Genomic DNA, 24178 nt, shown 5'->3' on the forward strand with positions numbered 1-24178 from the left:
ATTCGCCCGTGATCGTGTGGTCGGAGTTGTCGAAGATCAGCTCGACCATCGCCTGCGAGACCGGCTTGCGCGCCGAATGTTTCGCGACACGTTCCACTACAGCGCCTTCCACCTGCAGGACATCGCGGACACGGCGCGCGACGTCGACTTCGCCATGCGCTGGGGCTACGGCTGGTCGCAGGGCCCGTTCGAGACGTGGCAGGCCGCGGGCTGGCAGCAGGTCGCGCAGTGGATCGCCGAGGACGTCGCGGCGGGCAAGACGATGGCGAATGCCGCACTACCGGCGTGGGTGAATTCGCGCAATGGCGTGCACGAGGCCGGCGGCAGCTTCAGCCCTGCGCAGAACGCGGCGGTCGGACGCTCGTCGAACCCGGTCTACGCGCGCCAGCGCTTCCCGGACCCGCTGGTCGGCGAGCAGTTCGCGCCCGGCAAGACGCTGTTCGAGAACGACGGCGTGCGCCTGTGGGCGGACGAGGACGACATCGCAGTCGTCAGCTTCAAGACCAAGATGCACACGGTTTCGGACAAGGTGCTCGACGGGCTGCAGGAAGCGATCTCAATCGCCGAGCGCGACTTCGCGGGCCTCGTGATCTGGCAGCCGAAGGAGCCCTTCTCCGCCGGCGCCGATCTCGCCGGCGCGCTGGGCCTGCTGCAGGCCGGCAACGTCGCGGGCTTCGAGGCGATGGTCGAGAACTTCCAGCGCACCAGCCAGCGCATCAAGTATTCGCTGGTGCCGGTGGTTGCGGCTGTGCGCGGCCTGGCGCTGGGTGGCGGCTGCGAGTTCCAGATGCATGCGGCGCGCACCGTGTTCGGGCTCGAGAGCTACGTCGGTCTCGTCGAGGCCGGCGTGGGCCTCTTGCCGGCCGGTGGCGGGCTCAAGGAGTTCGCGGTGCGGGCCTCGGAGGCCGCGGGCCCGGGTGGCGACGTATTCCCGCATCTCAAGACGGCGTTCGAGAGCGTGGCGATGGCCAAGGTCTCGACCTCCGCGTTCGAGGCGAAGTCGTTGAAACTCGCCCGCGAGTCGGACGTCGTGACGTTCAACAGCCACGAGCTGCTGCACGTCGCCAAGGCGAACGCGCGCGCGCTGGCCCAGGGCGGGTACCGCCCGCCGCTGCCGGCGCGCAACGTCACCGTCGCCGGCGACGTGGGCGTCGCGACCCTGCAGATGATGCTGATCAACATGCTCGAAGGCATGTTCATCTCGCCGCACGACTACGAGATCGCCACGCGCATCGCCACCGTGATGTGCGGCGGCATGGTCGATCGCGGCTCCGTGGTCGACGAGGAATGGCTGCTCAAGCTCGAACGCCAGCACTTCGTCGAGCTCGCGCAGATGCCGAAGACGCAGGAACGCATCGCGCACATGCTCAAGACCGGCAAGCCGCTCCGCAACTGAGGTTCGAAGGCACTCCTTCGAATCGCCCTTTGGACCTCACGAGAGAAACGAACATGAGCAAGCAAGTCCAGGACGCCTACATCGTCGCCGCCACCCGCACGCCGGTGGGCAAGGCGCCGCGCGGCGTCTTCCGCAATACCCGCCCCGACGACATGCTGGCGCACGTGCTGCGTCGCGTCGTCGCGCAGGCGCCGGGCATCGATCTCGAGCGCATCGACGACGCCATCATCGGCTGTGCGATGCCCGAGGCCGAGCAAGGCATGAACGTCGCGCGCATCGGCGTGCTGCTGGCCGGCCTGCCTCATGGCGTCGCCGCGCAGACGATCAACCGCTTCTGCTCGTCCGGCCTGCAGGCCGTGGCGCTTGCCGCGGACCAGGTGCGACTCGGCAACGCCGACCTGATCCTCGCCGGCGGCACCGAGTCGATGTCGATGGTGCCCATGATGGGCCACAAGATCGCGCTGAACCCGCGCGTCTTCTCCAAGGACGAGGACCAGATCGCCATCGCGTATGGCATGGGCATCACCGCCGAGAACGTCGCGAAGCAGTGGGGCATTTCCCGCGAGCAGCAGGACGAGTTCGCGGTCGCCTCGCATCGCAAGGCGCTCGCGGCGATCCAGGCCGGGGAGTTCCGCGACGAGATCAGCCCGTACGAAGTCGTCTCGCACGTGCCCGACCTCGCCGGCAATGCGATCCAGCTGCGCAAGCGGTTGATCGACACCGACGAGGGCCCGCGCGCCGACACGTCGATGGAGGGTCTTGCGAAGCTCCGTCCCGTCTTCAAGAACGGCCAGTTCGGGGGCTCCGTGACGGCCGGCAATGCGTCGCAGATGAGCGACGGCGCCGCCGCCGTGCTGATCGCGTCGGAACAGGCGATCAAGGACTACGGCCTGACGCCGCTGGCCCGCTTCGTGAGCTTCTCCGTCGCCGGCGTGCCGCCGCACATCATGGGCATCGGCCCGAACGCCGCGATCCCGAAGGCGCTCAAGCAGGCGGGCCTGACGCGCGACCAGCTCGACTGGATCGAGCTCAATGAAGCCTTTGCCGCGCAGGCGCTGGCGGTGATCAAGGACTCGGAACTCGATCCGTCGAAGATCAACCCGCTGGGCGGCGCGATCGCGCTCGGCCATCCGCTCGGCGCAACGGGCGCCGTGCGTACCGCCACGATCGTCCACGGCATGCGCCGTCGCCGGCAGAAGTACGGCATGGTGACCATGTGCATCGGCACGGGCATGGGCGCCGCCGGGATCCTGGAAGCGCTCTAAACGCTTCGATCCGGCATCACGTGACGGGGCCTTCGGGCCCCGTTTCCGTTGCGGCCGCACGGCTGCCGGCCGTGCACGCGTTCATTGCGCCCCGGCGCGCCGGCGCTCCATCCGATCCTTCAAGCCGTCCCGCGACTGCGCCCACCAGTAACTCGCCTGCGCGGCGACGAAGCCGAAAGGCTTGAACGCAGGCTGCAGGCCGTAGCGCGCGAGCAGCCGGTGGCGCGTGTCGCCCTCCGCGATGGCGGAGGCGACCAGGTCCCCGGCCGCGGTCGTGGGTGCGACGCCGTGGCCACCGAATGCCTGCGCCACCCACAGCCCCGGCTCCGCCTCGAGCACGTGCGGCATCTCGTGCGGGGCGTAGCTCATCAGTCCGGACCAGGCGTAGTCGATCGCCACACCGCGCAACTGCGGGAACACGCGGAGCATGTCGCCGACGAGCGCCTCCTCGACCTCCCGGGGCGAACGATCGAGCACCGAAATGCGTCCACCCCACAGCAGGCGGCTGTCCGGCAGCGGGCGGTAGTAGTCGAAGGCGAAGCGGGTGTCGTACACCGCCGCCGGCGTCCGCAGGACGTCGCGCATGCGGTCGCCGAGCGGCTCGGTCACCATGACGTAGGTCGCGATCGGCAGCACCGCCTGGTCGACCCGCCGGCGCAGGCCTGCGAGGTAGCCGCCGCACGACAATACGACGGTCCGGCAATGGACCTCGCCCTGCGGCGTCCGCACGCGCCAACCTGCACCATTGCGATCGAGCGCGATCGCCGGGCTCGATTCATGGATGCGCACGCCGCTCGCGGCCAGCACGCCGGCCAGGCCGCGCGCATAGGCCAGCGGGTGGAAGTGGAACGCGCCGGCCTCGAACAGCCCGTCGGCATAGCGTTCGGTCGCAACGCGCTCCCGCATAGAACCGCGGTCGACCCACTCCCAGCGCGCGCCGAAACGTCCGGCGAGCAGCGCCTGCCGCGACTTCAGCGGCGTGGGGTCGTCGAACCAGTTGGCCCACAGCACGCCGCCGTCGACGACGCCGCAGGCGATGCGGTAATGGTCGATGCGTGCACGGATGCGGCGCACGGCGTCGAGCGTCCAGCCGTAGACCTCACGTGCGCCCTCGGGGCCGAGATCGGCGAGCAGGCGCTCCTCGCCGCGCGAGTAGCCGCCGAAAACGAAGCCGCCGTTGCGGCCCGAGGCGCCGAAGCCGACGCTGTGCCCGTCGAGCAGCACGGTGTCCGATCGGCCGCGCTCGACCAGCCCCAACGCGGTGTTGAGGCCCGCGAAACCGGCGCCGACGACACAGACGTCGCATTCGACCGCGCCGGACAAGGGAATCGGCGCCGGGGGCGAGCCGGCGGTCGCGGTGTAGTAATCGCCTTGGAAGCGCGGCATTGCGCCAGCGTGGCGCCACGCCGCGCGGCTGTCCAGCCTCAGGGCAGCTCGACGACGCCCAGTTCGACCAGCGCGTTGCGCATCATGTCGGCGGCCGCGTCGCTGAGCTTCTCGTGGTCAAGCGCGTAGCGGATGGTCGCTTCGATGAGCCCGATGTGGGTGCCGCAGTCGAATCGCGTGCCGCGGAAGCGGTACGCGTCGACGCACTCTTCCGTCAGCAGCCGGTCGATGGCATCGGTGAGCTGGATCTCGCCGCCCGCGCCGGGCGTCGTGGTTTCGAGCAGTTCGAAGATGCGCGGCTGCAGGATGTAGCGGCCGACCACGGCGAGCGTGCTCGGCGCGTCCTCGGGCTTGGGCTTCTCGACGATGCGGCTGATCCGGCCCTGTCGGTTCGCGAAGTCCTGCGTGGCGACGATGCCGTAGCTCGCGGTCTTCTCGGCCGGCACGTCCTGCACGGCGATGACGCTGCAGCCCGTCTGCTCGGCCGCATCGGCCATCTGACGTAACGCACCAGGCCCGCGGTTCCAGATCAGGTCGTCGGGCAGCACCACCGCGAACGGCTCGTTACCCACCACTTCCTTGGCGCACAGCACCGCATGGCCCAGGCCGAGTGCTTCGGCCTGCGTCACGAAGATCGTCTTGACCCCTTGGGGCAGGACATGGCGAACCAGCTCGAGCTGCTCGAACTTGCCGGCGCGCTCGAGCTTCTGCTCCAGCTCGTAGGCCTTGTCGAAGTAGTCGGCGACCGCATGCTTGTAGCGGTTCGTGATGAAGATCAGCGTGTCGCAACCGGCCTCGATGGCTTCGTCGACGGCGTACTGGATGAGCGGCTTGTCGATGATCGGCAGCATCTCCTTCGGCACCGTCTTGGTGGCGGGGAGGAATCGCGTGCCGAGCCCCGCGACGGGGAACACGGCCTTGCGGATGCGGCGCGGTTTTTCCGGGGTCATCGAAAGGGAGGTCTTGAGCCGAAGTTACCTAGATTTTGCGGGATTGCCGTGCAGGAAATGCGACGATCGTGGCGCTCGGCGCGCTCTCGGTACGCGCATCCATCGGCTCGAATTCGGGCACGGCATCGCGCAGGAGCCGCGCCAGCACGTCGAGGTCGTAACGCCCGACCGCGTCGGTGAAGTCCGCGATGGCCTCCCCCACCGCCGCAGCGGCAACCTTGCGGGGCTCCGCCTGCAGGATCTTCGGATGCTGCGTCGGACGATACCGCTCGTCCGCATGGAAGAGCACTTCGTGCAGCTTCTCGCCCGGGCGCAGGCCGGTGTAGACGATGGCGACGTCGCGTCCGGGCTGCTTGCCCGCGAGGCGGATCATCTGCTCGGCGAGGAGTCGGATCGGCACCGCTTCGCCCATGTCGAGCGTGTACACCGCCTCGTGCGTTCCGATCGCGGACGCCTGCAGGATGAGCTGGCAGGCCTCCGGGATCGTCATGAAGAACCGCGTGACTTCGGGATCCGTCACGGTCACCGGACCGCCTGCACGGATCTGCTCCCGGAACAGCGGAACGACACTGCCGGCGGAGTCGAGGACGTTTCCGAAGCGCACGGTGACGAAGCGAGTCGGACAGTCGGCGAGCGCCTGGCAGACCATCTCCGCCATACGCTTGGTCGCGCCGAGGACATTGACCGGGTCGACCGCCTTGTCGGTGGAAATCAGCACGAAGGTACCGACGCCGGATTCGCGGCAGGCGCGCGCCACGGTATGCGTGGCGAGCACGTTGTTGCGAACGGCTTCGCGCAGCTGCGCCTCGAGCACGGGCACGTGCTTGTAGGCGGCGGCGTGGAAGACGGCCTCGGGCTGGGACAGGCGGATCGCATGGTCGGCCACCGCGCGATCGCCGCAGTCGCCGAGCACGGGGATCACTTCGAGCTCGGGGAAGTCGCGGCGAAGCGCGGCTTCGGTCGTCATCAGCGCGAGTTCGTCGATCTCGACGAGCGCGACGCGGCGTGCACCGTGCCGCGCGCACTGGCGGCAGAGCTCGGCGCCGATCGAGCCGCCGGCGCCGGTCACCAGCACCGATCGCCCGCCCAACCAGCCCCGGATGGCCTTCCAGTCCGGCAGCACCGGCTTGCGGCCGAGGAGGTCCTCGATCGCCACTTCCTTCAGCTCGCCCGGAAGCGATTTGCCTTCCAGCACGTCCTGCAGGCGCGGGACCATGCGGAACGGAATGCCACTGCGTTCGCAGATGCCGACGATGGCCTGCAACGCCGTCGCATCCGCGGACGGGATAGCGATGACCACGAGCTGCGCCGCGGTTTCGCGCGCGATGTCGGGCAGCTCTTCGATCCGGCCGAGGACGGGTACGCCGTGCATCTTGGAGCCACGCAGCCGCGGGGCATCGTCGAGGAAGCCGACCGGCTGGTAGGTACCGAAACGGCGCAGGTCTCGCACCAGGGCTTCGCCGGCCTGCCCGGCACCCAGGATCAGCACGCGTGTCGAGGACGTCCTGCGACCGTCGGACTGCGCGTCCTTCCAGGCGCGGTAGATCAGGCGCGGCGCACCCAGCAGGGCGGCCAGCACGATCGGATACAGCACGAGGACCGCGCGCGGCACGCTGTCGAGGCGGTTGTACAGGAACAGGCCGAGCGTGACGCCGAGCGCACCGATGACGGCCGCCTTCAGGATGTTCCAGAGGTCGGGCACGCTGGCGAAGCGCCAGAGGCCGCGGTACAGACCGGCCTGCCAGAACACGAGACCCTGCACGGCGAGCACCACCGCCGTCTCCGCCGACCAAGCGGGCAGCGCCGGAGCGCTCGGCTCGACCGCATAGCGCATCCAGTGCAGCCCGTACCAGACGAACCAGACCATGGTGAGGTCGTGCGTCGCCACCGCGATCCGGGGGATTCGAGCCTGCCAGGGGGACAGCAGTCGGGCCATCGATCCTTTTCCGGTTATCCGAGGGCGCGCGTGGCGCGCGTTTGCTGGAGCACGACCCACAAAGCTGCGGCGGCGGTATACCACACGGCGACGGACACCACGATAAAGGTGGTCGGTCGGCCCCGGATTGCCAAGCCCACGCAGAGCGCCGCGGCGGTCCATGCCGCATAGGCGAGCGTGACTGCGGTGTGCCCGAAGCGCCGGGCAAGCGCCTGGTACAGGTGCTGCGTGTGCGGCTCCCACCACCGCTCACGGCGCCAGAATCGGCGAAGCAGGGTCATGCCCGCATCCACGAGGAATCCCGACGCAGGCAGCGCCAGTGCGACCGCGACGCCCGGCTGTCCGTCCGCTCTCGCCACCCAGGCGACCGCGACCGCCAACCCCAGCGGCCCACTGCCGACATCTCCGAGAAACACGCGAGCCCGCGGAAAATTCCATGGCAGGAACGCCAGGCAGGCGACCGCCAACGCAGCCACGAACAGCGGCGCTGCGGGCAGCAGCAACGTCGCCCCGCCGGCGAACAGGGCGACCTGGGTCGCGGCAATGCCGTTGATGCCGTCCATGAAGTTCCAGACGTTGACCAGCACGACGACCGCAGACATTGCTGCGATGAATTCGACCGTCTGACGTCCCGCGTCGAAGAACGCCGCCGCCACGAGGACGCCTGCCGCCACGTGAACGATCAGGCGCCACGAGGCGGGCAACGGCCGGTGATCGTCCCATCCGCCCATCAGCGCGACGGCGAGCATGGCGGCCGCCACCTGCAAAGACGGCCCGGTCGACAGGCCGAGCGCGCCGGGCCAGGCCAACGCGAGCAGCAGCGCCGCGACCGGCCCGGCGCCGCCGCCTCGGGGCGTCGCTTCGGCATGACTGCGCCGCGCGCCCGGCTGGTCCACCAGCTGTCGGCGCAGCGCGTACGCGCGCGCGACACCCGTTCCGATCGCGGAGATCGCCGCGACCAGCAGGAGCAGGATCGCCGTACTCACACGACCGCGTAATTCAGCAGCGGCTTCACCGAGCCCCATTCCTTGCAGCTCGGGCACTGCCAGTGATGGCTCCGCGCGCCGAAGCCGCAGCGGGTGCAGCGATAGCTGGGATTTCGCACGAGCAACTGGTCGGTGATGTGCTTTAGGTCGACCAACGTGGCGGTCGGATCGGCATCCTCGGCAAGGGAAAGCTCGATCAGTGCGGCCTCGCCGCGGACCGACGGGCGGTCCTTCAGTTCCTTGGCGAGGTAGGCGCGCGCCGAAGCCACGCCGTCCTCCCGCTCCATCATGCGGGTCAGGGCCAGCACCGGGGCGATGCCGCGGTAGTGCTCGCACATCTCGGCCAGGAACTTCCGCGCGCCGGGGACGTCGCCCACCGCGGCATAGCACTCCAGCAACTGCGGCATCACTTCGGGCAGGTAGTCGGGATCGCTCCGCGCCACGCGCTCGAGCGAACGGATCGCCGCGGCGGGGTGGCCCGCCTCGAGCTCGATGCGGCCCTCCAGCATGCCCGCGCGGACCGAATTGGCGTCGGCCTCGTATGCACGCGACACGGCCGCGCGGGCCGCGTCGACGTCGCCCGCCGCGCGGTGGCGATCGGCGAGTTCGCACTCGAAGTGTGCGACGAGCTTGCCCATCGGCTCGCCGGTGGCTTCCTCGAAGCGCCGCGCGTTCTCGATCGCCTTCGCCCAGTCGCGCTCGGCCTGGTAGATGCCGATCAGGTGGCGCAGCGCGAGTGGTGCGAGGTCGAGGGCGACCAGTTCGCTGAAGACGGTCTCGGCGCGGTCGAGCAGGCCCGACTTCATGTAGTCCTCGCCGAGCGCGAGCAGCGCCTGCACGCGCTGCGCATCGCTGAGATCGGTGCGTTGCACGAGCGACTGGTGCAGGCGGATCGCGCGATCGACCTCACCGCGACGCCGGAACAGGTGGCCGAGCGCCACCTGCGTCTCGAAGGTTTCCTTGTCGAGCTCCGCGATGTGCAGGAACAGCTCGATCGCCTTGTCCGGCTGCTCGTTGAGCAGGTAATTGAGGCCGCGGAAGTAGGTGGTCGAAAGCCGGCTCACCTGGCTCTCGCTCTGCAGCTTGCCGCCCCTGCGTCCGATCACCCAGCCACACAGCAACGCGAGGGGAATCAGCAGGAAGAACCACAGCCATTCGCTGATGAAGTCCATCACGGGCTCCGTGGGGATCGGCGGAAGATTGGCCTGCGCGGACCGGCCGGCGCAAGCGGATTGACGCTCAGGCGTCCTCGTCGAGCGGCTGCACGCCGCTGACGCGTTCGCGCAGTTCCTTGCCCGGCTTGAAATGCGGCACATGCTTGCCGCGCAGTGCCACCGACTCCCCCGTCTTCGGGTTGCGGCCGACGCGCGGCGGGCGGTAGTGCAGGCTGAAGCTGCCGAAGCCGCGGATCTCGATGCGTTCGCCGCCCGAGAGCGAGCCACTCATCATGTCGAGCAACGACTTCACCGCGAGCTCGACGTCCTCGGCTTTGAGGTGCGCCTGTCGCTGGGCGAGGATCTCGATGAGCTCGGACTTGGTCATGCGGCGGGATCGGGACCGTGCGTCTGGAAATTGGGGCGGTACCGCGAACGCGGTCCCCGCATAAAAAAGGGACGGCCCGACAGGGCCGGGCCGTCCCGGGTTTACCGCAGGCGGTTACTCGCCCTTCTTGCCGAGCTGCTCGCGCAGCAGCGCGCCCAGGCTCATGTTTCCGCTGGCGGCTTCGGACGACTGGCGGTTGTAGTCGGCCAGGGCCTCCTGCGTCTCCGCCTCGTCCTTCGCCTTGATCGACAGCTGCATCTGGCGCGACTTGCGATCGTTGCCGATCACCTTCGCCTCGACCTGGTCGCCGACCTTCAGTCGCGTGGTGGCGTCGTCGACGCGCTCCTTCGCGATGTCGCGGGCCTGCACGTAGCCTTCGACGCCGTCCGACAGCTCGATGACCGCACCCTTCGCGTCCACCGACGTCACCGTGCCGCGCACGATCGAGCCGCGCGAGTTGGTGGCGACGTAGGAACCCATCGGGTCCTGCTCCATCTGCTTGATGCCGAGCGAGATGCGCTCGCGCTCCGGATCCACCGCCAGGACGACGGCTTCCACCGTGTCGCCCTTCTTGTAGTTGCGGACCACGTCCTCACCCGTGGTGTTCCACGAGATGTCGGAGAGGTGCACGAGGCCGTCGATGCCGCCGTCCAGGCCGATGAAGATGCCGAAGTCGGTGATCGACTTGACCTGGCCTTCGACCTTGTCGCCCTTCTTGTGGATGGCCGCGAAGGTCTCCCACGGGTTCGACGTGACCTGCTTCATGCCCAGCGAGATACGGCGACGGTCCTCGTCGACGTCCAGCACCATCACTTCCGTCTCGTCGCCGACCTGCACGATCTTCGACGGGTTGACGTTCTTGTTGGTCCAGTCCATCTCGGACACGTGCACCAGGCCCTCGACGCCCGGCTCGATCTCGACGAACGCGCCGTAATCGGTGACGTTGGAGACCTTGCCGAACACGCGGCTGTTGGCCGGGTAACGACGGGCGATGTTGTCCCACGGATCCTCGCCGAGCTGCTTCAGGCCGAGCGAAACGCGGTTGCGCTCGCGGTCGTACTTGAGCACGCGGACGTCGAGCTCCTGGCCGACTTCCACCACTTCCGACGGATGGCGCACGCGCTTCCACGCCATGTCGGTGATGTGCAGCAGGCCATCGATGCCGCCGAGGTCGACGAACGCGCCGTAATCGGTGAGGTTCTTGACGACGCCCTTCAGCACGGCGCCCTCGACCAGCTTCTCCATCAGCTGCTCGCGCTCTTCCGAGTGCTCGCTCTCGACGACGGCGCGGCGCGACACCACGATGTTGTTGCGCTTGCGGTCGAGCTTGATGAGCTTGAACTCGAGTTCCTTGCCCTCGAGGTAGCTCGAATCGCGCACGGGGCGCACGTCGACCAGCGAACCGGGCAGGAAGCCACGGACGTCCTTGATGTCGACGGTGAAACCGCCCTTGACCTTGCCGCTGATGCGACCGGTGATGGTCTCGTTCTTCTCGAGCGCCTGCTCGAGCTCGTCCCACACCATCGCGCGCTTGGCCTTCTCGCGCGAGAGCACGGTCTCGCCGAAGCCGTTCTCGAGGGAGTCGAGTGCGACCTTGACTTCGTCGCCCACGCCCACGTCGATCTCGCCGGCGTCGTTCCGGAACTGTTCGATCGGCACGATGCCTTCGGACTTCAGGCCCGCATTGATCACCACGACGTCGCCGCGGACTTCCACGACGATACCGGTGACGATGGAGCCCGGCTTCAGCTTCGCCAGATTGGTCTGGCTGGCTTCGAACAGTTCGGCAAATGATTCGGTCATTGGAAAATTGCTCTGTTGGACACACAGGCCGTGCACGTGCCCGCTGGCATCGTCGCTCGGCCCACCTGTTGAGGGGTGCGGGAATTCGCACCGTGCTGTTGGAGATCCGCCGCGGGATGCGACGGGCCGGCACTGCAGGCCGGACGTTTACGGACTCGGGCCGCGGCGATTGCGGGAGAGCCGCGAACGGCTCGTGCGTTATCGCTCGACCAGGGACAGCACGCGTTCGACCACCGCCTCGATGCCGGTGCCGGTGGTGTCGATGCAGACGGCCTCGATGGCCGGCCGCAGCGGCGCCACCGCGCGTGAGGCATCGCGGGCGTCGCGGGCGAGAATCTCCCGCAGCAGATCGCCCAAGTTAACCGAAACCCCCTTGTCTTTCAACTGCTTATACCGCCGCTCGGCCCGTTCCTCGGCGCTGGCGGTAAGGAAGACCTTGGTCGCGGCGTCCGGGAAGATGACGGTGCCCATGTCGCGCCCGTCGGCCACCAGCCCCGGGGGTTGGCGGAACACGCGCTGGCGTTCCTTCAGGGCGGTACGCACCTCCGGGATGGCGGCGATCGCCGAGGCGGCCGCCCCCGCCGTCTCCGTCCGGATCTCGTCCGTCGCGTCCCGGCCGTTCACCAGGATCCGCAGCTCCTCGCCCGGCACCTCGATGAACTCGATGTGGCTGTCGAAGCAGCAGCGGACCAGCGCCCCGGGGTCGCTCAGGTCGAGGTCGGCCCAGCCCGCCGACACGCCGATCGCCCGATAGAGGGCGCCGGAGTCGAGGTAGTGCCAGCCGAGCCGCTGGGCGACCAGCCGGCTGATCGTGCCCTTGCCGGAGCCCGAGGGGCCGTCGATGGTGAGAACGGGGACAGTCGAATCCATCCGCGCATTCTCGCCGGTCCGCGTGAAAATGGGCATGCCCTGCCCCTCGACAGGCCAGCGCGGCGGCGACGCGGCGCCCGAACCGACGACCCGTTGATTATCAAAATGTTAGGCCGCTATAATGCGCGGCTTCGTTCGCCCGCTCTCTTCTTTTTGCCGAGGTTTCTCTCATGAAGGTCCTGTCCTCCCTGAAGTCGGCGAAGGCCCGTCACCGCGACTGCAAGGTCGTTCGCCGCCGCGGCAAGGTCTTCGTGATCTGCAAGTCGAATCCGCGTTTCAAGGCCCGCCAGCGCTGATCGCGCGGCACCTGCCGGTTCGCCGAGAAGCCGCCGCGAGGCGGCTTTTCGCGTTCTGGAGCCTGCGGGATTCACCGTTCGCAGGCAGGCCCCGGTCGACACTGCGGCCGCTGCATACAATCGACGCTTCTTCCCGTCCGGGCGCCGCCCGAGGAGTGCTTTATGATCCGTACCGTCCTGGCCGCGACCGTCCTGGTGCTGGCGTCCGCAGGTGCAGCGCACGCCGAGACCCTCCTGATCGACCGGGTGAAGCAGGAAAGCGGCGCGATGCCCGCGCGCGGCATGCGTGTGGCCGACGTCGAGAAGCGCTTCGGCGCCCCGTCCGACCGCCTGCAGCCCGCGGGCGGCCAGAAGCGCCAGTGGCCGGCGATCCAGCGCTGGGTGTACCCCGCCTTCACCGTCTATTTCGAGCACGGCCGCGTGGTCGATGCCGTCGCCAACAAGGCGGCCGCGAACGAGGTCGGCCCGAAGCCCGCAATCCGCTGACAGGACTCCGAATGACCCGTACCGATGCACGGCTCCCCGCCGAGTGGGAGCCGCAGTCCGCCGTCCTCGTCGCCTGGCCGCATTGCGACACCGACTGGGCGGACCGCCTCGAGGCGGTCGAGGGCACCTACGTCGCGCTTCTGTCGGCGATCGTGCGCTTCGAGCGCGCGGTGGTCTGCGTCGCCGACGAAACGCTCGAGCTGCGCGCGCACCGGCTCCTCGCCGACGCCGGCGTGGACCTGTCGCGCATCCGTTTCGTGCGCGCCGAGTACGACGACACGTGGCTCCGCGACTCCGGTCCGATCACGCTGCGCAACGGCGACGGGTTCCGGCTGCTCGACTTCCGCTTCACCGGCTGGGGCGGCAAGTTCGAGGCGAGTCGCGACGACGCGCTGGTGGAGACGCTCGAGCAGGGCGGTCTGTTCGCGCGCGCCGAGCGCACGTCGATCCCGTTCGCGCTGGAAGGCGGCGCGATCGACACCGACGGCGCGGGCACTCTGCTCACGACGTGGCAGTGCCTCCACCATCGCCATCCCCGTTCGACGCGCGAGGACCTGTCGTCGAAGCTCTCGGACTGGCTCGCGCAGGATCGTGTGCTATGGCTCGACCACGGCTACCTCGAGGGCGACGACACGGACGCGCACATCGATACCCTCGCCCGCTTCGCCTCGCCCGATTCGATCGTGTTCCAGGGCTGCGACGATCCCGCGGACTCGCACTATCCGCACCTGCGTGCGATGGCGGGCGAACTCGCCGCCCTGCGCACTGCCGACGGACAGCCGTATCGCCTGTTCGAGCTGCCGTGGGCGCAGCCGATCGTCGACGAGGGCCGTCGCCTCGCGGCGAGCTACGCGAATTTCCTGATCGTCAACGGCGCGGTGCTCGCGCCGGCGTACGGCGACGACGCGGACGCGCGGGCGCAGGCGGTGCTGCAGGAGGCGTTCCCGGGCCGCGAAATCGTGATGGTCCCCTGCCGCCCGCTCATCTGGCAGAACGGCAGCCTGCACTGCATCACCATGCAGCTGCCCGAAGGAGTGGTGTGATGTCGAAGAAGAAGATCCTGCCGGTCGCGCTCGTCCAGGAGAAGAACCAGGGCACCAGCGAGGCGAACCTCGACGCGGTCGAGCGCCGCATCGGCGAGGCCGCCGGCAACGGCGCGAAGCTCGTGCTACTGCAGGAACTGCACAACGGCGCGTACTTCTGCCAGCACCAGTGCGTCGACGAGTTCGAGTCCGCGGAGCCCATTCCGGGCCCGACGACCGAGCGCCTGTCCGCCCTCGCGAAGAAGCACGGCGTCGTGATCGTGGGCTCGCTGTTCGAGCGCCGCGGGCCGGGGCTGTACCACAACACCGCGGTGGTGCTCGATGCCGACGGCTCGCTCGCGGGCAAGTACCGCAAGATGCACATCCCCGACGATCCGGGCTTCAACGAGAAGTTCTACTTCACCCCGGGCGACATGGGTTTCCATCCGGTCGACACGTCGGTGGGCCGCCTCGGCGTGATGGTCTGCTGGGACCAGTGGTATCCGGAAGGCGCGCGCCTGATGGCGCTGGCGGGCGCGGACATGCTGCTCTACCCGACCGCCATCGGCTGGGATCCGGATGACGCGCAGGACGAGAAGGACCGGCAGCGCAATGCCTGGATCCTGAGCCATCGCGGACATGCCGTTGCGAATGGCCTGCCGGTGCTCTCGTGCAACCGGGTCGGGCACGAGCCGTCACCGATCGGTCGCTCCGGCATCGACTTCTGGGGCTCCAGCCACGTGCTCGGCCCGCAGGGCGAGTTCCTCGCGGAAGCCTCGATCGATCGGCCCGAAGTGCTGATGGCCGAGGTCGACCTGCGCCGCAGCGAGGATGTGCGCCGCATCTGGCCGTTCCTGCGCGACCGGCGTATCGATGCCTACGGCGACCTGCTCAAGCGCTACCGCGACTGACGTGGCGCCGTCGATCGTGCCCGCCGTCGAGTCCGACCTCGACGCGATCCAGCGCATCTATGCGCACGAGGTCGAGCACGGCACCGCGACCTATGAGGTCGAGCCACCGGACCGGCTGGAGATGGCGAACCGCTGGCGCGCGATCGTCGAGGGCGCGTACCCGTACCTCGTCGCGCGGTTCGACGGCGAGGTCGCGGGCTACGCCTACGGCAGCGCGTACCGCTCGCGCGAGGGCTACCGCTGGACCGTCGAGGACAGCGTCTACGTCGACGCACGATTCCGCGGCCGGGGCGTGGGCGATGTCCTGCTCGGCGCGGTCGTCGACGCATGCACGCGCGGCGGCTGGCGACAGATGATCGCGGTGGTCGGCGACGGCGCGAACGCGGCATCGATCCGACTTCACGAACGCCACGGCTTCCGGGTCGCAGCGCGCTTCCCCGGGCTCGGCCGCAAGCACGGGCGTTGGCTCGAGAACGTGCAGATGCTGCGCGCGCTCGGCGACGGCGATTCGACTGCGCCGGTCGACCGACCGTTGTTCCGCACGTACTGAGCCCCTAGGCTCCGTCCCGGCGCCATCGGGCGCCGATCTCTTCCGGCAGGCTCATGGAATCGCAGACCCCCATCCCCGACGCCCTCGACGGCCAGCCCCATGCGATCGTCGAACGCGACGGCGTGCGCTACACGTTGCTGGGCACCGCGCATGTGTCGAAGGCGAGCGTCGACGCGGTGCGCGCGGCGATCGCGTCCGGCCGCTACGACCACGTGGCGGTCGAGCTCGACGCCGCGCGGATGCAGGCACTGGTCGAGCCCGAGGCGATGGCGAAGCTGGACCTCGTCGAGGTGATCCGCACCGGCCGCACCGCGATGTTCGCGGCCAACCTCGCCCTCGCCGCCTACCAGCGCCGCCTGGCGGAGCAACTCGGCATCGAGCCGGGTGCCGAGCTGAAGCAGGCCGTGCTCGATGCGCGCGAACGCGAATTACCGGTCTCGCTGATCGACCGTGACGTCGGCCTGACCTTCCGGCGCGCCGCCGCGCGTCTGGGCTGGTGGCAGCGCGTCAAGCTCGGCAGCGGACTCGCGGTGTCGCTCGTCGCCAGCGACGAGGTGCCGGAGCACGAGATCGAGAAGCTCAAGGAAGGCGACATGCTGCAGTCGAGCTTCGCCGAGTTCGCCAGCCACAGTCCGGAACTGTTCGACACCGTGATCGCCGAGCGCGACCGCTACATGGCCGCCGGCCTTCGCGAAGCGGGCGCGGGCACGCCTGCGCCGCGTGAGGTTCTCGCCGTAGTGGGCGCGGGGCACCTCGCCGGGCTGGCGCGCGAGCTGGAAACGCAGCAGGTCGCCCCGGCCGAGATGCGCGCTTCGCTGGAGGCCACGGCCAAGAAGCGGAAGGTGCCTTGGGTTGCGATCGTCGTCGTGGCCCTGCTGGTGGGCGGCGTCGTCTGGGGCTTCCAGCACGGCGGGCTGAAGATGGCGTCCGGCGTCATCGTGCAGTGGCTGTGGATCACCGCGCTGTTCACCGCGATCGGCGCGATCGCAGCACGTGCGCATCCCCTGAGCGTGCTGGTCGCGGCGCTCGTCGGCCCGTTCAAGCCGTTCCGCCCGACCGTGCCGTCCGGCGCGTTCGCGGCGCTGACGGAGGCGCGCCTGCGCAAACCGACCTACGCGGACTTCATCGCGCTGCGGGAGGATGTCCGCACGCTGGGCGGCTGGTACCGCAACCGCGTGTCGCGCACCTTGCTCGTGTTCACGCTCACCTGCTTTGGCACCGTCGCAGGCGAGTGGATCGCCATCGCGCGCATCGTCGGCAAGCTCGCCGGCTGAAAAAAAGGGGCCCGCAGGCCCCTTTTTCCTCCGGGTGTCGCTCAATGCGTCGCGGGGACCGCAGCGCCCGGCGAACCCGTCGCCCTCGCCTTCCTCACCACCCGGCCCGTCGCATTGCGCAGGTCGTCGAGGATCGCGTAGATCGTCGGCAGGAACAGCAGGCTGACCAGCGTCGAGAACGCGAGGCCGCCTGCGATCGCCCGCGCCATCGGGAAATACGAGATCTCGTTGCCGCTGCCGCCCTTGCTGAGCGCGATCGGGATCATCGCGAGGATTGCGGTGCCCATCGTCATCAGGATCGGCCGCAGGCGCTCGCGGCTGCCATCGACCAGGGCGTCCGTCCTCGACAGGCCGCGCCGGCGCAGGTTGTTGATGTGCTCGATCATCACGATGCCGTTGTTCACCACCACGCCCATCAGCACCAGGATGCCGATGAAGGCCATGATGTTGAACTCCGTGCCGGTGATCCAGAACAGCCAGAACACGCCGAAGATCGAGAAGATCACGCCCGACATGATGGCCGACGGGAACAGCAGCGACTCGAACACCGCGGCCATCACCACGTAGATCATCACCAGCGCGATCAGCAGGTTGAACGTCATCTGCTTCATCATCGCGCTCTCGTCCATGAACTGCGGACGATCGAACGTGTAGCTGTAGCCCGGCGGGAATGCGACCGACTTCATCGCCGCCTCGATCGCCTCGCGCGCTTCCGGCATCGTGGTCTTGCCCATGGGCGCGGCCTCGATGGTGAGCGTGGTCTGCCGGCTGATGCGCTGGATCTGGCTCGCCGTCGGCTTGTAGGAAACGTCGACCATCGCCAGCAGCGGCACCTCGCGGCCGTCCGGCGCGCGCACGGTGAACGACGACAGGTCCTGCGCGCCATAGTTCTCCGCGCCCTTGAAGCGCATCCACACCGGCACTTCCACGTCGCCGCGGCGGAAGTCCTTGAGCTTCGCGCCGCGCAGCGCCAGCCCGACGAATGACGAGACCTGCTGCGACGTGAAGCCGAAGGCGGCGGCGCGCTCGCGGTCCACGCGCACCTGCAGCTCGCTGTTCTGGTCGCCGGCGTCGATGCGGACGTCGCGCAGTTCCTTGCGGGCGGTCAGTGCCGGCAGGATGTCCCGGGCCAGGTCGTTGAGCGTCAGGGTCGAGTCGCCCACGAGCCGCACCTGCACCGTCTTCGGCGCCCCGTTCGCGCTGTCGTCGCCGCTGCCGACGACCAGCTTCGCCCGGGCCAGCTTCGGCAGCGCCTTGCTCAGGTCGTCGACCAGCGGCTTGATGCGCCCCTTGTACTCGGGCTCGAAGGTGATGCGCGTGCCGCTGCCGCCCTGCTCGCTGAAGTAGGAATAGACCTGCGCGATGTGGAAGCGCTTGCGGTTGGCGTTGAGGAAGTCCTCGACGTGCTGCACCTCGGCCGACAGCTGCTCGACCGTGTAGCTGCCGTTGAGCTCGTACTCGATGTTCGTCTCGTCGCCGTCGTCCCCGCCGAACATGTTGTACTTCACCATCTTCACCGGCACGACGCTGACGGCGACGATCAGCAGGATCGCCAAGACGCTCTTGCCGCGGTGCTCGAGCGTCCAGCGCAGCAGCTTCGAGTAGCGCTGTTGCAGCGCGTGGATGAAGCCCTGGTTCGACGCCACGGCCGGCGGGGTCTTCATCCGCGCGGACAGCATCGGGATCAGGCTGACCGCCACGAGCCACGAGGCGAGCAGCGACACCGAGATCGTGATCGCGATCTGCGACAGGTAGATCGCCAGCACGTTGCGTTCGCCGAACAGGTTCGGCACGAAGACGATGCAATGGCACAGCGTGCCGGCCGACAACGCGATGGCGACGTGGCGCGTCCCCAGGATCGAGGCGAGGCGCGGATTGCCCGGGTTGCGCTCGCGTTCCTGGTAGATGCTCTCCACCACCACGACCGCATTGTCGACCAGCATGCCGACGGCGAGCAGCAGGCCCATCATGGAAAGGATGTTGAGCGTGACGCCGGCGAAGTACATGAAGCCGAGCGTCATGATGAAGCAGATCGGGATGGCCAGCGTGACCATCATGGTCGACGGCCAGTGGCGCAGGAAGAGGAACAGCACCGCGATCGACAGCACGAGACCGATCGCTCCGGCCTCGGCGAGCTCGGTCAGCGAGTTGGTGACGCTCTCGCCCTGGTTGTTGATCACCTTCGCCTGGATGCCGCGCATCGCGGGTTCTTCACGGATCCGCTCCAGCTCGGCGAGCGTCTGGCGTGACACGTCGACCAAGTTGGCGTTGCGGTCCTTGAAGACGTCCAGGCCCACGGCGGGGCGGCCTTCGAGGCGGCGGCCCATGTCGAGGCGCGCCGGCTTCAGGCGGACGTCGGCAATGTCGCCGAGCTGCAGCCCGCGGTCGTTGATGACGAGCGTGCGCAGCTGCTCGAGGCTCTGCAGCTCACCCACCGGCTGCACGCGCAGCCGCCGCCCGCCGTCGGTGATCTGGCCGGCCGAGATGGAGAAGTTCACCGACTGCAGGCGGCGCGCCAGGTCGTTGAGATTGATCCCGTGCGCGGTCAGGCGATCGGGAATGATCGCGATCTCGACCTCGTTGGGCGCGGCGCCGGAGACCTCGACGCGGGCGACGCCCGGGATGCGCTCCAGGCGACGCTTGAGCTCGCGATCGATCAGCTCGTAGGAGCCCGACAGGTTGATCGTCGCGCTCGCGAGGCGGATGGCGAGCACGGGCTGGTCGCTGGTGCTGAAGTTACCGACGAAGACCCGCTGGATCTCGTCCGGCAGCTGGTCGCGGATCGCGTCGATGCGCTCGCGCGCTTCCGAGGCGGCGATCGCGACGTCCCGCTCCCAGTCCTTGAACATCACCACCACCGTGGCGCCGTCGGCGCGCGCGGTGCCCTGCATGCTCTGCACGCCGGTCAGCGTCGCGAGTGCCTCTTCGGTCGGCCGCAGCACCGTGCGTTCCACCTCGCCGGGCGTCGAGCCCGCGTACGGCAGCTGCACGAAGACCACCGGGAAGGACACGGACGGAAACGCCTCGAGCGGAAGCCGGAACGAAGCGATCAGGCCGATCACGACCAGGGTCACGAAGAACATGATGGCGGTGACCGGCCGCCGGATGCTCAGCTCCGCGATGCTCATGCCGGTTCCGCCTCCATCTCGTCGAGCTCGCGCGAGGTCTCGGCGACGCGCTTGGCGCGTCGAACGTAGTACTCGTCGGGGCGACGGTCGAGCAGGTCGTAGACGACCGGGATCACGACGAGCGTGAGCAGCGTCGACACGAGGAGCCCGCCCATCACCGTGATCGCCATCGGCGAGCGGACTTCCGCGCCTTCGCCGAAGGCCAGCGCGAGCGGCAGGAAGCCGAACAGCGTGCACAGCGTGGTCATGACGATCGGCCGCAGGCGCGAGCGCGCGCCGTCCACCAGTGCCTGGCGCTTGGGCACGCCGGCCTCGCGGAGCTGGTTGACCTTGTCGATCAGGATGATCGCGTTCTTCACCACGAGGCCGACCAGGAGGATCAGGCCGATGAAGACCACCACGGACACCGGCGAACGCGTGAGCAGCAGCGCACCGACGGCACCGACCAGCGCGAGCGGGATGGTGAACAGGATCACGAACGGGTGCAGCAGCGACTCGAACTGCGAGGCCATCACGAGATAGACCAGGAACACGGCGAGACCGAACGCGAACAGCAGCGAGCGCACGGAGTCGGCGAGCTCTTCGCCCTGCCCGCCGATGTGCATGCCGATGTCGGGGCCCAGCGGGTTCTCGGCGACCATTTTCTGCACCTCGGCGATCGCACCGCCCAGGTCGATGTCGTGCAGGTTCGAGGACACGATCGCCACGCGCACCTGATCGGCGCGGTGGATCTCGCTGGGACCGACCGTCGCGACCACGTCGGCCACGGAATCGAGCGTCACGGGCGCGCGGCCGCTGCCGGGGTTCACGATCAGGCGACGGATGTTCTCGACGGTCGCCCGGTCGTTTTCGTTGGCACGCACGAGCACGTCGATCTTGCGGTCACGGAAGCTGTAGCGCGTGGCCACGTCGCCTCGCACCTTGTTGACCACGGCGTCCGCGATCTGACGGGTCGTCAGGCCGAGCGCGCCGGCGCGATCCTGGTCGAAGCGGATCTGGATCTCCGGGAACCCCTGCTCCACCGTCGACTTCACGTCGGTGTAGTGGGGATTCGCCCGCAGCAGCTTCGCCAACCGCTCGCCGGCCACACGGATGCTCTCGAGGTCCTGCCCGCGCAGCTCGACCTCGAGCGGTGTGGAGAAGCTGAAGAGCTGCGGGCGACGGAAGTCGACCTGCGCGTCCTTCTGGCCCGCCATCGATTCGCGCAGCTTCTGCGTCTGCGCCGCCTCCAGCTCGCGGCTGCCGCCATTCGCCATCACCACGGTGAGCTTGCCGATGTTCTCGCCGCTCTCGGTGGGACTGGCATCGAGGCGCGTGCCGCTGCCGCTTACGCCGAAGATCGTGCGGATGCCGGCGTCGTCGCTGTGCTCGCGCTGCAGCCGGCGCACGACTTCGTCGGTCTGCGCGAGCGGCGTGCCCGGCGGCAACTTCACCGTCATCTCGAAGCGGTCCTGCGCGAGCTGCGGGATCAGGTCCGCGCCGAGCAGCGGCACGGCGGCCAGCGTGAGCGCGAACGCGATCGCCGCGGACGCGACGACGAACACCGGCCGGTTGAGCGCGGCAGGCAGCACGCGCAAGTACGCGCGCTCGGCACGGCCGTACGGCGCCATCGCCAGGTCGCTCGCCTTGCGCATCACGGGGCCGACCACGCGCGTCAGGCCGCGGCTCGTCATAACGACGATCCGTGCGAGCCAGAAGAAGACGAAGCGGGTGCCGGTGGCGAGGCCACGACGGGTGGCCACGAACGGGCGACGCCAGCCGGTGGCCGGCGCGACTTCCGCGACCGGCTCGTCGGGATACGTGTCCTGCGCCCGGTCCTTCAGTGCGCTGAGCATCGGGATCAGCGTCATCGACACGACGAGCGAGATCGCGATGGCGATCGCGACCGTCAACGCCTGGTCGCGGAACAGCTGGCCGGCGATGCCCTGCACGAAGACCAGCGGCAGGAACACGGCGATCGTCGTCAGGGTCGAGGCCACCACTGCCATGCTCACTTCGCGGGTGCCGGTGATCGCGGCTTGCAGAATGCCGAGGCCGCGCTCGCGCGCCTTGGCGATGGATTCCAACACCACAATCGAGTCGTCGACGACGAGGCCGGTGGCCAGCGCGAGGCCGCCCAGCGACATCACGTTGAGGCTCAGGCCGAGGCGGCCCATGAAGAAGAACGTGGTGATGATCGAGACCGGCAACGACAGCGCGATGACGAAGGTGCTCCAGCCGTCGCGCAGGAACAGGAAGATGATGAGCACGGCGAGCGCGCCGCCGATCACGGCATCGAGCTTCACGTCGCTGATCGCGTGGCGCACGAACAGCGACTGGTCGTCGATCACGGTGAGTTCGACGTCCTTCGGCAATTGCTCGCGGATCGTCTTGAGCTTGGCTTCGATCGCGTCCGCGGTGGAGACGGTATTCGCGTCGCCTTCCTTGTAGATCGCCAGTTCGACCGCCTCGCGGCCGCCGAGACGGATGATCGCCTCGCGTTCCTTGAAGCCCTGTCGCACGGTGGCGATGTCCGACAGGCGCACCGGCATGCCGTTCGCGGCGGCCGACGTGCCGGAACTGCCCTGGAGGGAGGCCGCGGCCGCCATCGAATTGGCGTCGCCGCTGGCGGCAGCCACGCGTGCCATCTGCTCCGCGGCCGACTGCTGCGCACCACCGCCCGACGTGCGGGTGGTGACCAGCATGTCGCGCATTTCCTGCAGGCTCTGGAACTGGTTGACGGTGCGCACGAGGTAGCGCTGGGAGCCTTCCTCCAGCCGCCCGCCGGAAACGTTCACGTTCTCCTGGCCCAGCCGTTGGATCACGGTGTCGATCGACAGCCCGAGCTGCGCGAGTTTCTGCTGGTCGATCTCGACCTGCACCTCGTCCTCCAGGCCACCGCCGACCTTCACGGCGGCGACGCCGTCGACCGGTTCGAGCTTCTTCTTCAGGTCCTCGTCGGCGTAACGGCGAAGTTCGGTGAGCCGACGGATCGCCTCCTGGCCCGTCGCGTCCTTCGCCGCGAGCGCGATGCGCATCACCGGCTCGGTCGACGGATTGAAGCGCAGCAGCACGGGCGGCTTCGCCTCCTGCGGAAGCTGCAGCGACTCCATCTTGTCGCGGACCTCGATGCCCGCCTGGTCCATGTTCGTGCCCCAGGCGAACTCGAGCACCACGTCGCTCTGCCCGGTGCGCGAGACCGAACGCAGCTTGCGCAGGTTCTTGACGACGCCGACGGCTTCCTCGACCGGTTCGGAGATCAGCGTTTCCACTTCGGCCGGCGCAGCGCCCGTGTACTCGGTGCGCACCGTGAGCGTGGGGTAGCTGAGATCCGGCAGCAGGTTCACCTTCAGTTCGCCGAGCGCGATGAAGCCGAACAGCAGGAACGTGATGGTGACCATCGCGATCGTGACGCGTCGCCGCGTCGCGAACTCGACGACGCCGCCGCGAACGGCCCTGGCCTCGCCGTGGATCGGGGTATCGGACATGGACGTTCTCCGCTCAGCGCGCCGCGAGGGGCGTGGCGCTGCTTCCGCCGCCGCCGGACTTGTCACCGAGCACCTGCACGTCGCTGCCTTCGCGCAGTGCGGTCTTGCCGGCCACCACGACCTGGTCGCCGGCGCGGAGGCCCTGGCGGACTTCGGAGAAGCCGTTCTCGCTGTAGCCGAGCTTCACCGGAACGCGCACCGCCTTCTTGTTGCGCACGACGAAGACCGCCGGATCGTTGTCGTCCTCGAGCAGCGCGGTGCGCGGCACGACGAGCGCGTCGGTCTTCTGGTCGTAGTCGATGCGGACGCGACCGAACATGCCGGGCTGCAGCGTGCCGCCACCGTCGAAGGCGCAGATGACGCGGAACGTGCCGCTGCCCGAGTCCACGACCGGCGCGACGCGGTCGACACGGCCGCTGAAGTTGCGGCCCGGCAGTGCATCGACCTGCAGCTGCACCGGCTGGCCGGGCTTGAGCGTCGCCATCTCGCGTTCGGGCACGTTGAGCACGGCCTCCAGGCGCGACGTGTCGACGATGCGGAAGATCGGCGTGTTGATCTGCACGAAATTGCCCGTCTTGATCGAGCGCTGCGCGATGACGCCGGAGATCGGCGCGACGACGCTGGAGTACGAAAGTTCGAGGTTGGCGAGGCGGTTCGCGGCGCGCGCGTTCTCGACGTCGAACTTGAGCTGGTCGATGTCGTTGGCGCTGATCAGCTTCTGCGCGGACAGCTGCTTCGAGCGCGCGTAGTTGGCCTCCAGCTTCCGCAGCTGGGCCGCGCTCTGGGCGGCCTGCAGCGCAGCGCGGGACGCGTCGAGACGCACCAGCGTCTGGCCGGCGCGCACGACCTGGCCCTCCTCGGCGAAGACGCCGAGCGCGACGCCGGAGGTCTTGGCGATCACCTGGGCCTC

17 protein-coding genes and 2 pseudogenes are annotated in these 24178 nt (G+C 68.6%); 8 read left to right on the plus strand and 11 right to left on the minus strand.

Annotated features, from left to right (window positions below; genetic code table 11):
- Window positions 1–79: 79 nt before the first annotated feature.
- Both ACY35P_RS11015 and ACY35P_RS11020 read left to right on the plus strand, forming a co-directional pair.
- A pseudogene (locus ACY35P_RS11015) lies at window positions 80–1396 on the plus strand (enoyl-CoA hydratase/isomerase family protein); the annotation flags it as partial.
- Between the two features lie 53 nt (window positions 1397–1449).
- Window positions 1450–2661, plus strand: a complete 1212-nt coding sequence (locus ACY35P_RS11020) for an acetyl-CoA C-acyltransferase (protein WP_462115881.1) — start codon at window positions 1450–1452, stop codon at window positions 2659–2661.
- Between the two features lie 81 nt (window positions 2662–2742).
- On the opposite strand, the gene ACY35P_RS11025 is transcribed toward ACY35P_RS11020, so the two are convergent.
- From ACY35P_RS11025 to cmk, 8 genes are all read right to left on the minus strand, one after another.
- Window positions 2743–4047, minus strand: a complete 1305-nt coding sequence (locus ACY35P_RS11025) for an NAD(P)/FAD-dependent oxidoreductase (RefSeq protein ID WP_462115882.1) — start codon at window positions 4045–4047, stop codon at window positions 2743–2745.
- 38 nt (window positions 4048–4085) lie between these two features.
- A complete protein-coding gene (gene galU, locus ACY35P_RS11030; protein ID WP_462115883.1) occupies window positions 4086–4997 on the minus strand; it encodes a UTP--glucose-1-phosphate uridylyltransferase GalU in 912 nt (303 codons plus the stop codon).
- A gap of 28 nt (window positions 4998–5025) precedes the next feature.
- Window positions 5026–6933 (minus strand): polysaccharide biosynthesis protein, encoded by a 1908-nt coding sequence (locus ACY35P_RS11035; protein WP_462115884.1) that lies wholly within the window; start codon window positions 6931–6933, stop codon window positions 5026–5028.
- 14 nt (window positions 6934–6947) lie between these two features.
- Window positions 6948–7919, minus strand: a complete 972-nt coding sequence (locus ACY35P_RS11040) for an MraY family glycosyltransferase (protein ID WP_462115885.1) — start codon at window positions 7917–7919, stop codon at window positions 6948–6950.
- Window positions 7916–9091, minus strand: a complete 1176-nt coding sequence (lapB, locus tag ACY35P_RS11045; protein WP_462115886.1) for a lipopolysaccharide assembly protein LapB — start codon at window positions 9089–9091, stop codon at window positions 7916–7918. Before lapB ends, ACY35P_RS11040 begins: the two co-directional genes overlap by 4 nt.
- Window positions 9092–9158: 67 nt before the next feature.
- Window positions 9159–9461: an integration host factor subunit beta gene (locus tag ACY35P_RS11050; RefSeq protein WP_462115887.1), complete on the minus strand. Its 303-nt coding sequence runs from the start codon at window positions 9459–9461 to the stop codon at window positions 9159–9161.
- A 114-nt stretch (window positions 9462–9575) separates the two neighbouring features.
- Entirely contained in the window at window positions 9576–11264 is a 1689-nt protein-coding gene (gene rpsA, locus ACY35P_RS11055; RefSeq protein WP_462115888.1) for a 30S ribosomal protein S1, read from the minus strand.
- 198 nt (window positions 11265–11462) lie between these two features.
- On the minus strand, window positions 11463–12134 hold the full coding sequence (gene cmk / locus ACY35P_RS11060) for a (d)CMP kinase (RefSeq protein WP_462115896.1): 672 nt from the start codon (window positions 12132–12134) through the stop codon (window positions 11463–11465).
- Window positions 12135–12304: 170 nt separating this feature from the next.
- On the opposite strand from cmk, the gene ykgO reads away from it, so the two are divergent.
- From ykgO to ACY35P_RS11090, 6 genes are all read left to right on the plus strand, one after another.
- Entirely contained in the window at window positions 12305–12430 is a 126-nt protein-coding gene (gene ykgO / locus ACY35P_RS11065; protein WP_010342887.1) for a type B 50S ribosomal protein L36, read from the plus strand.
- 162 nt (window positions 12431–12592) lie between these two features.
- Entirely contained in the window at window positions 12593–12916 is a 324-nt protein-coding gene (locus ACY35P_RS11070; RefSeq protein WP_462115889.1) for a hypothetical protein, read from the plus strand.
- A gap of 11 nt (window positions 12917–12927) precedes the next feature.
- Entirely contained in the window at window positions 12928–13959 is a 1032-nt protein-coding gene (locus ACY35P_RS11075; RefSeq protein WP_462115890.1) for an agmatine deiminase family protein, read from the plus strand.
- On the plus strand, window positions 13959–14849 hold the full coding sequence (locus ACY35P_RS11080) for a carbon-nitrogen hydrolase (RefSeq protein WP_462115891.1): 891 nt from the start codon (window positions 13959–13961) through the stop codon (window positions 14847–14849). The genes ACY35P_RS11075 and ACY35P_RS11080 overlap by 1 nt, the downstream gene beginning before the upstream one ends.
- Window position 14850: 1 nt before the next feature.
- A complete protein-coding gene (locus tag ACY35P_RS11085) occupies window positions 14851–15399 on the plus strand; it encodes a GNAT family N-acetyltransferase (protein ID WP_462115892.1) in 549 nt (182 codons plus the stop codon).
- A 53-nt stretch (window positions 15400–15452) separates the two neighbouring features.
- Entirely contained in the window at window positions 15453–16673 is a 1221-nt protein-coding gene (locus tag ACY35P_RS11090) for a TraB/GumN family protein (RefSeq protein WP_462115893.1), read from the plus strand.
- Window positions 16674–16714: 41 nt separating this feature from the next.
- Here the strand turns inward: ACY35P_RS11090 and ACY35P_RS11095 are convergent, their stop codons facing one another.
- The 3 genes and pseudogenes from ACY35P_RS11095 to ACY35P_RS11105 form a co-directional block, all read right to left on the minus strand.
- Window positions 16715–19801: an efflux RND transporter permease subunit gene (locus tag ACY35P_RS11095; RefSeq protein ID WP_462115894.1), complete on the minus strand. Its 3087-nt coding sequence runs from the start codon at window positions 19799–19801 to the stop codon at window positions 16715–16717.
- Window positions 19798–23226 (minus strand): annotated as a pseudogene (locus tag ACY35P_RS11100) (efflux RND transporter permease subunit); the annotation flags it as partial. The gene ACY35P_RS11095 and the pseudogene ACY35P_RS11100, both read right to left, overlap by 4 nt.
- Before the next feature lie 55 nt (window positions 23227–23281).
- A partial coding sequence (locus ACY35P_RS11105; protein WP_462115895.1) for an efflux RND transporter periplasmic adaptor subunit occupies window positions 23282–24178 on the minus strand: 897 nt, incomplete at its 5' end.

This window comes from Lysobacter xanthus, assembly GCF_047159895.1.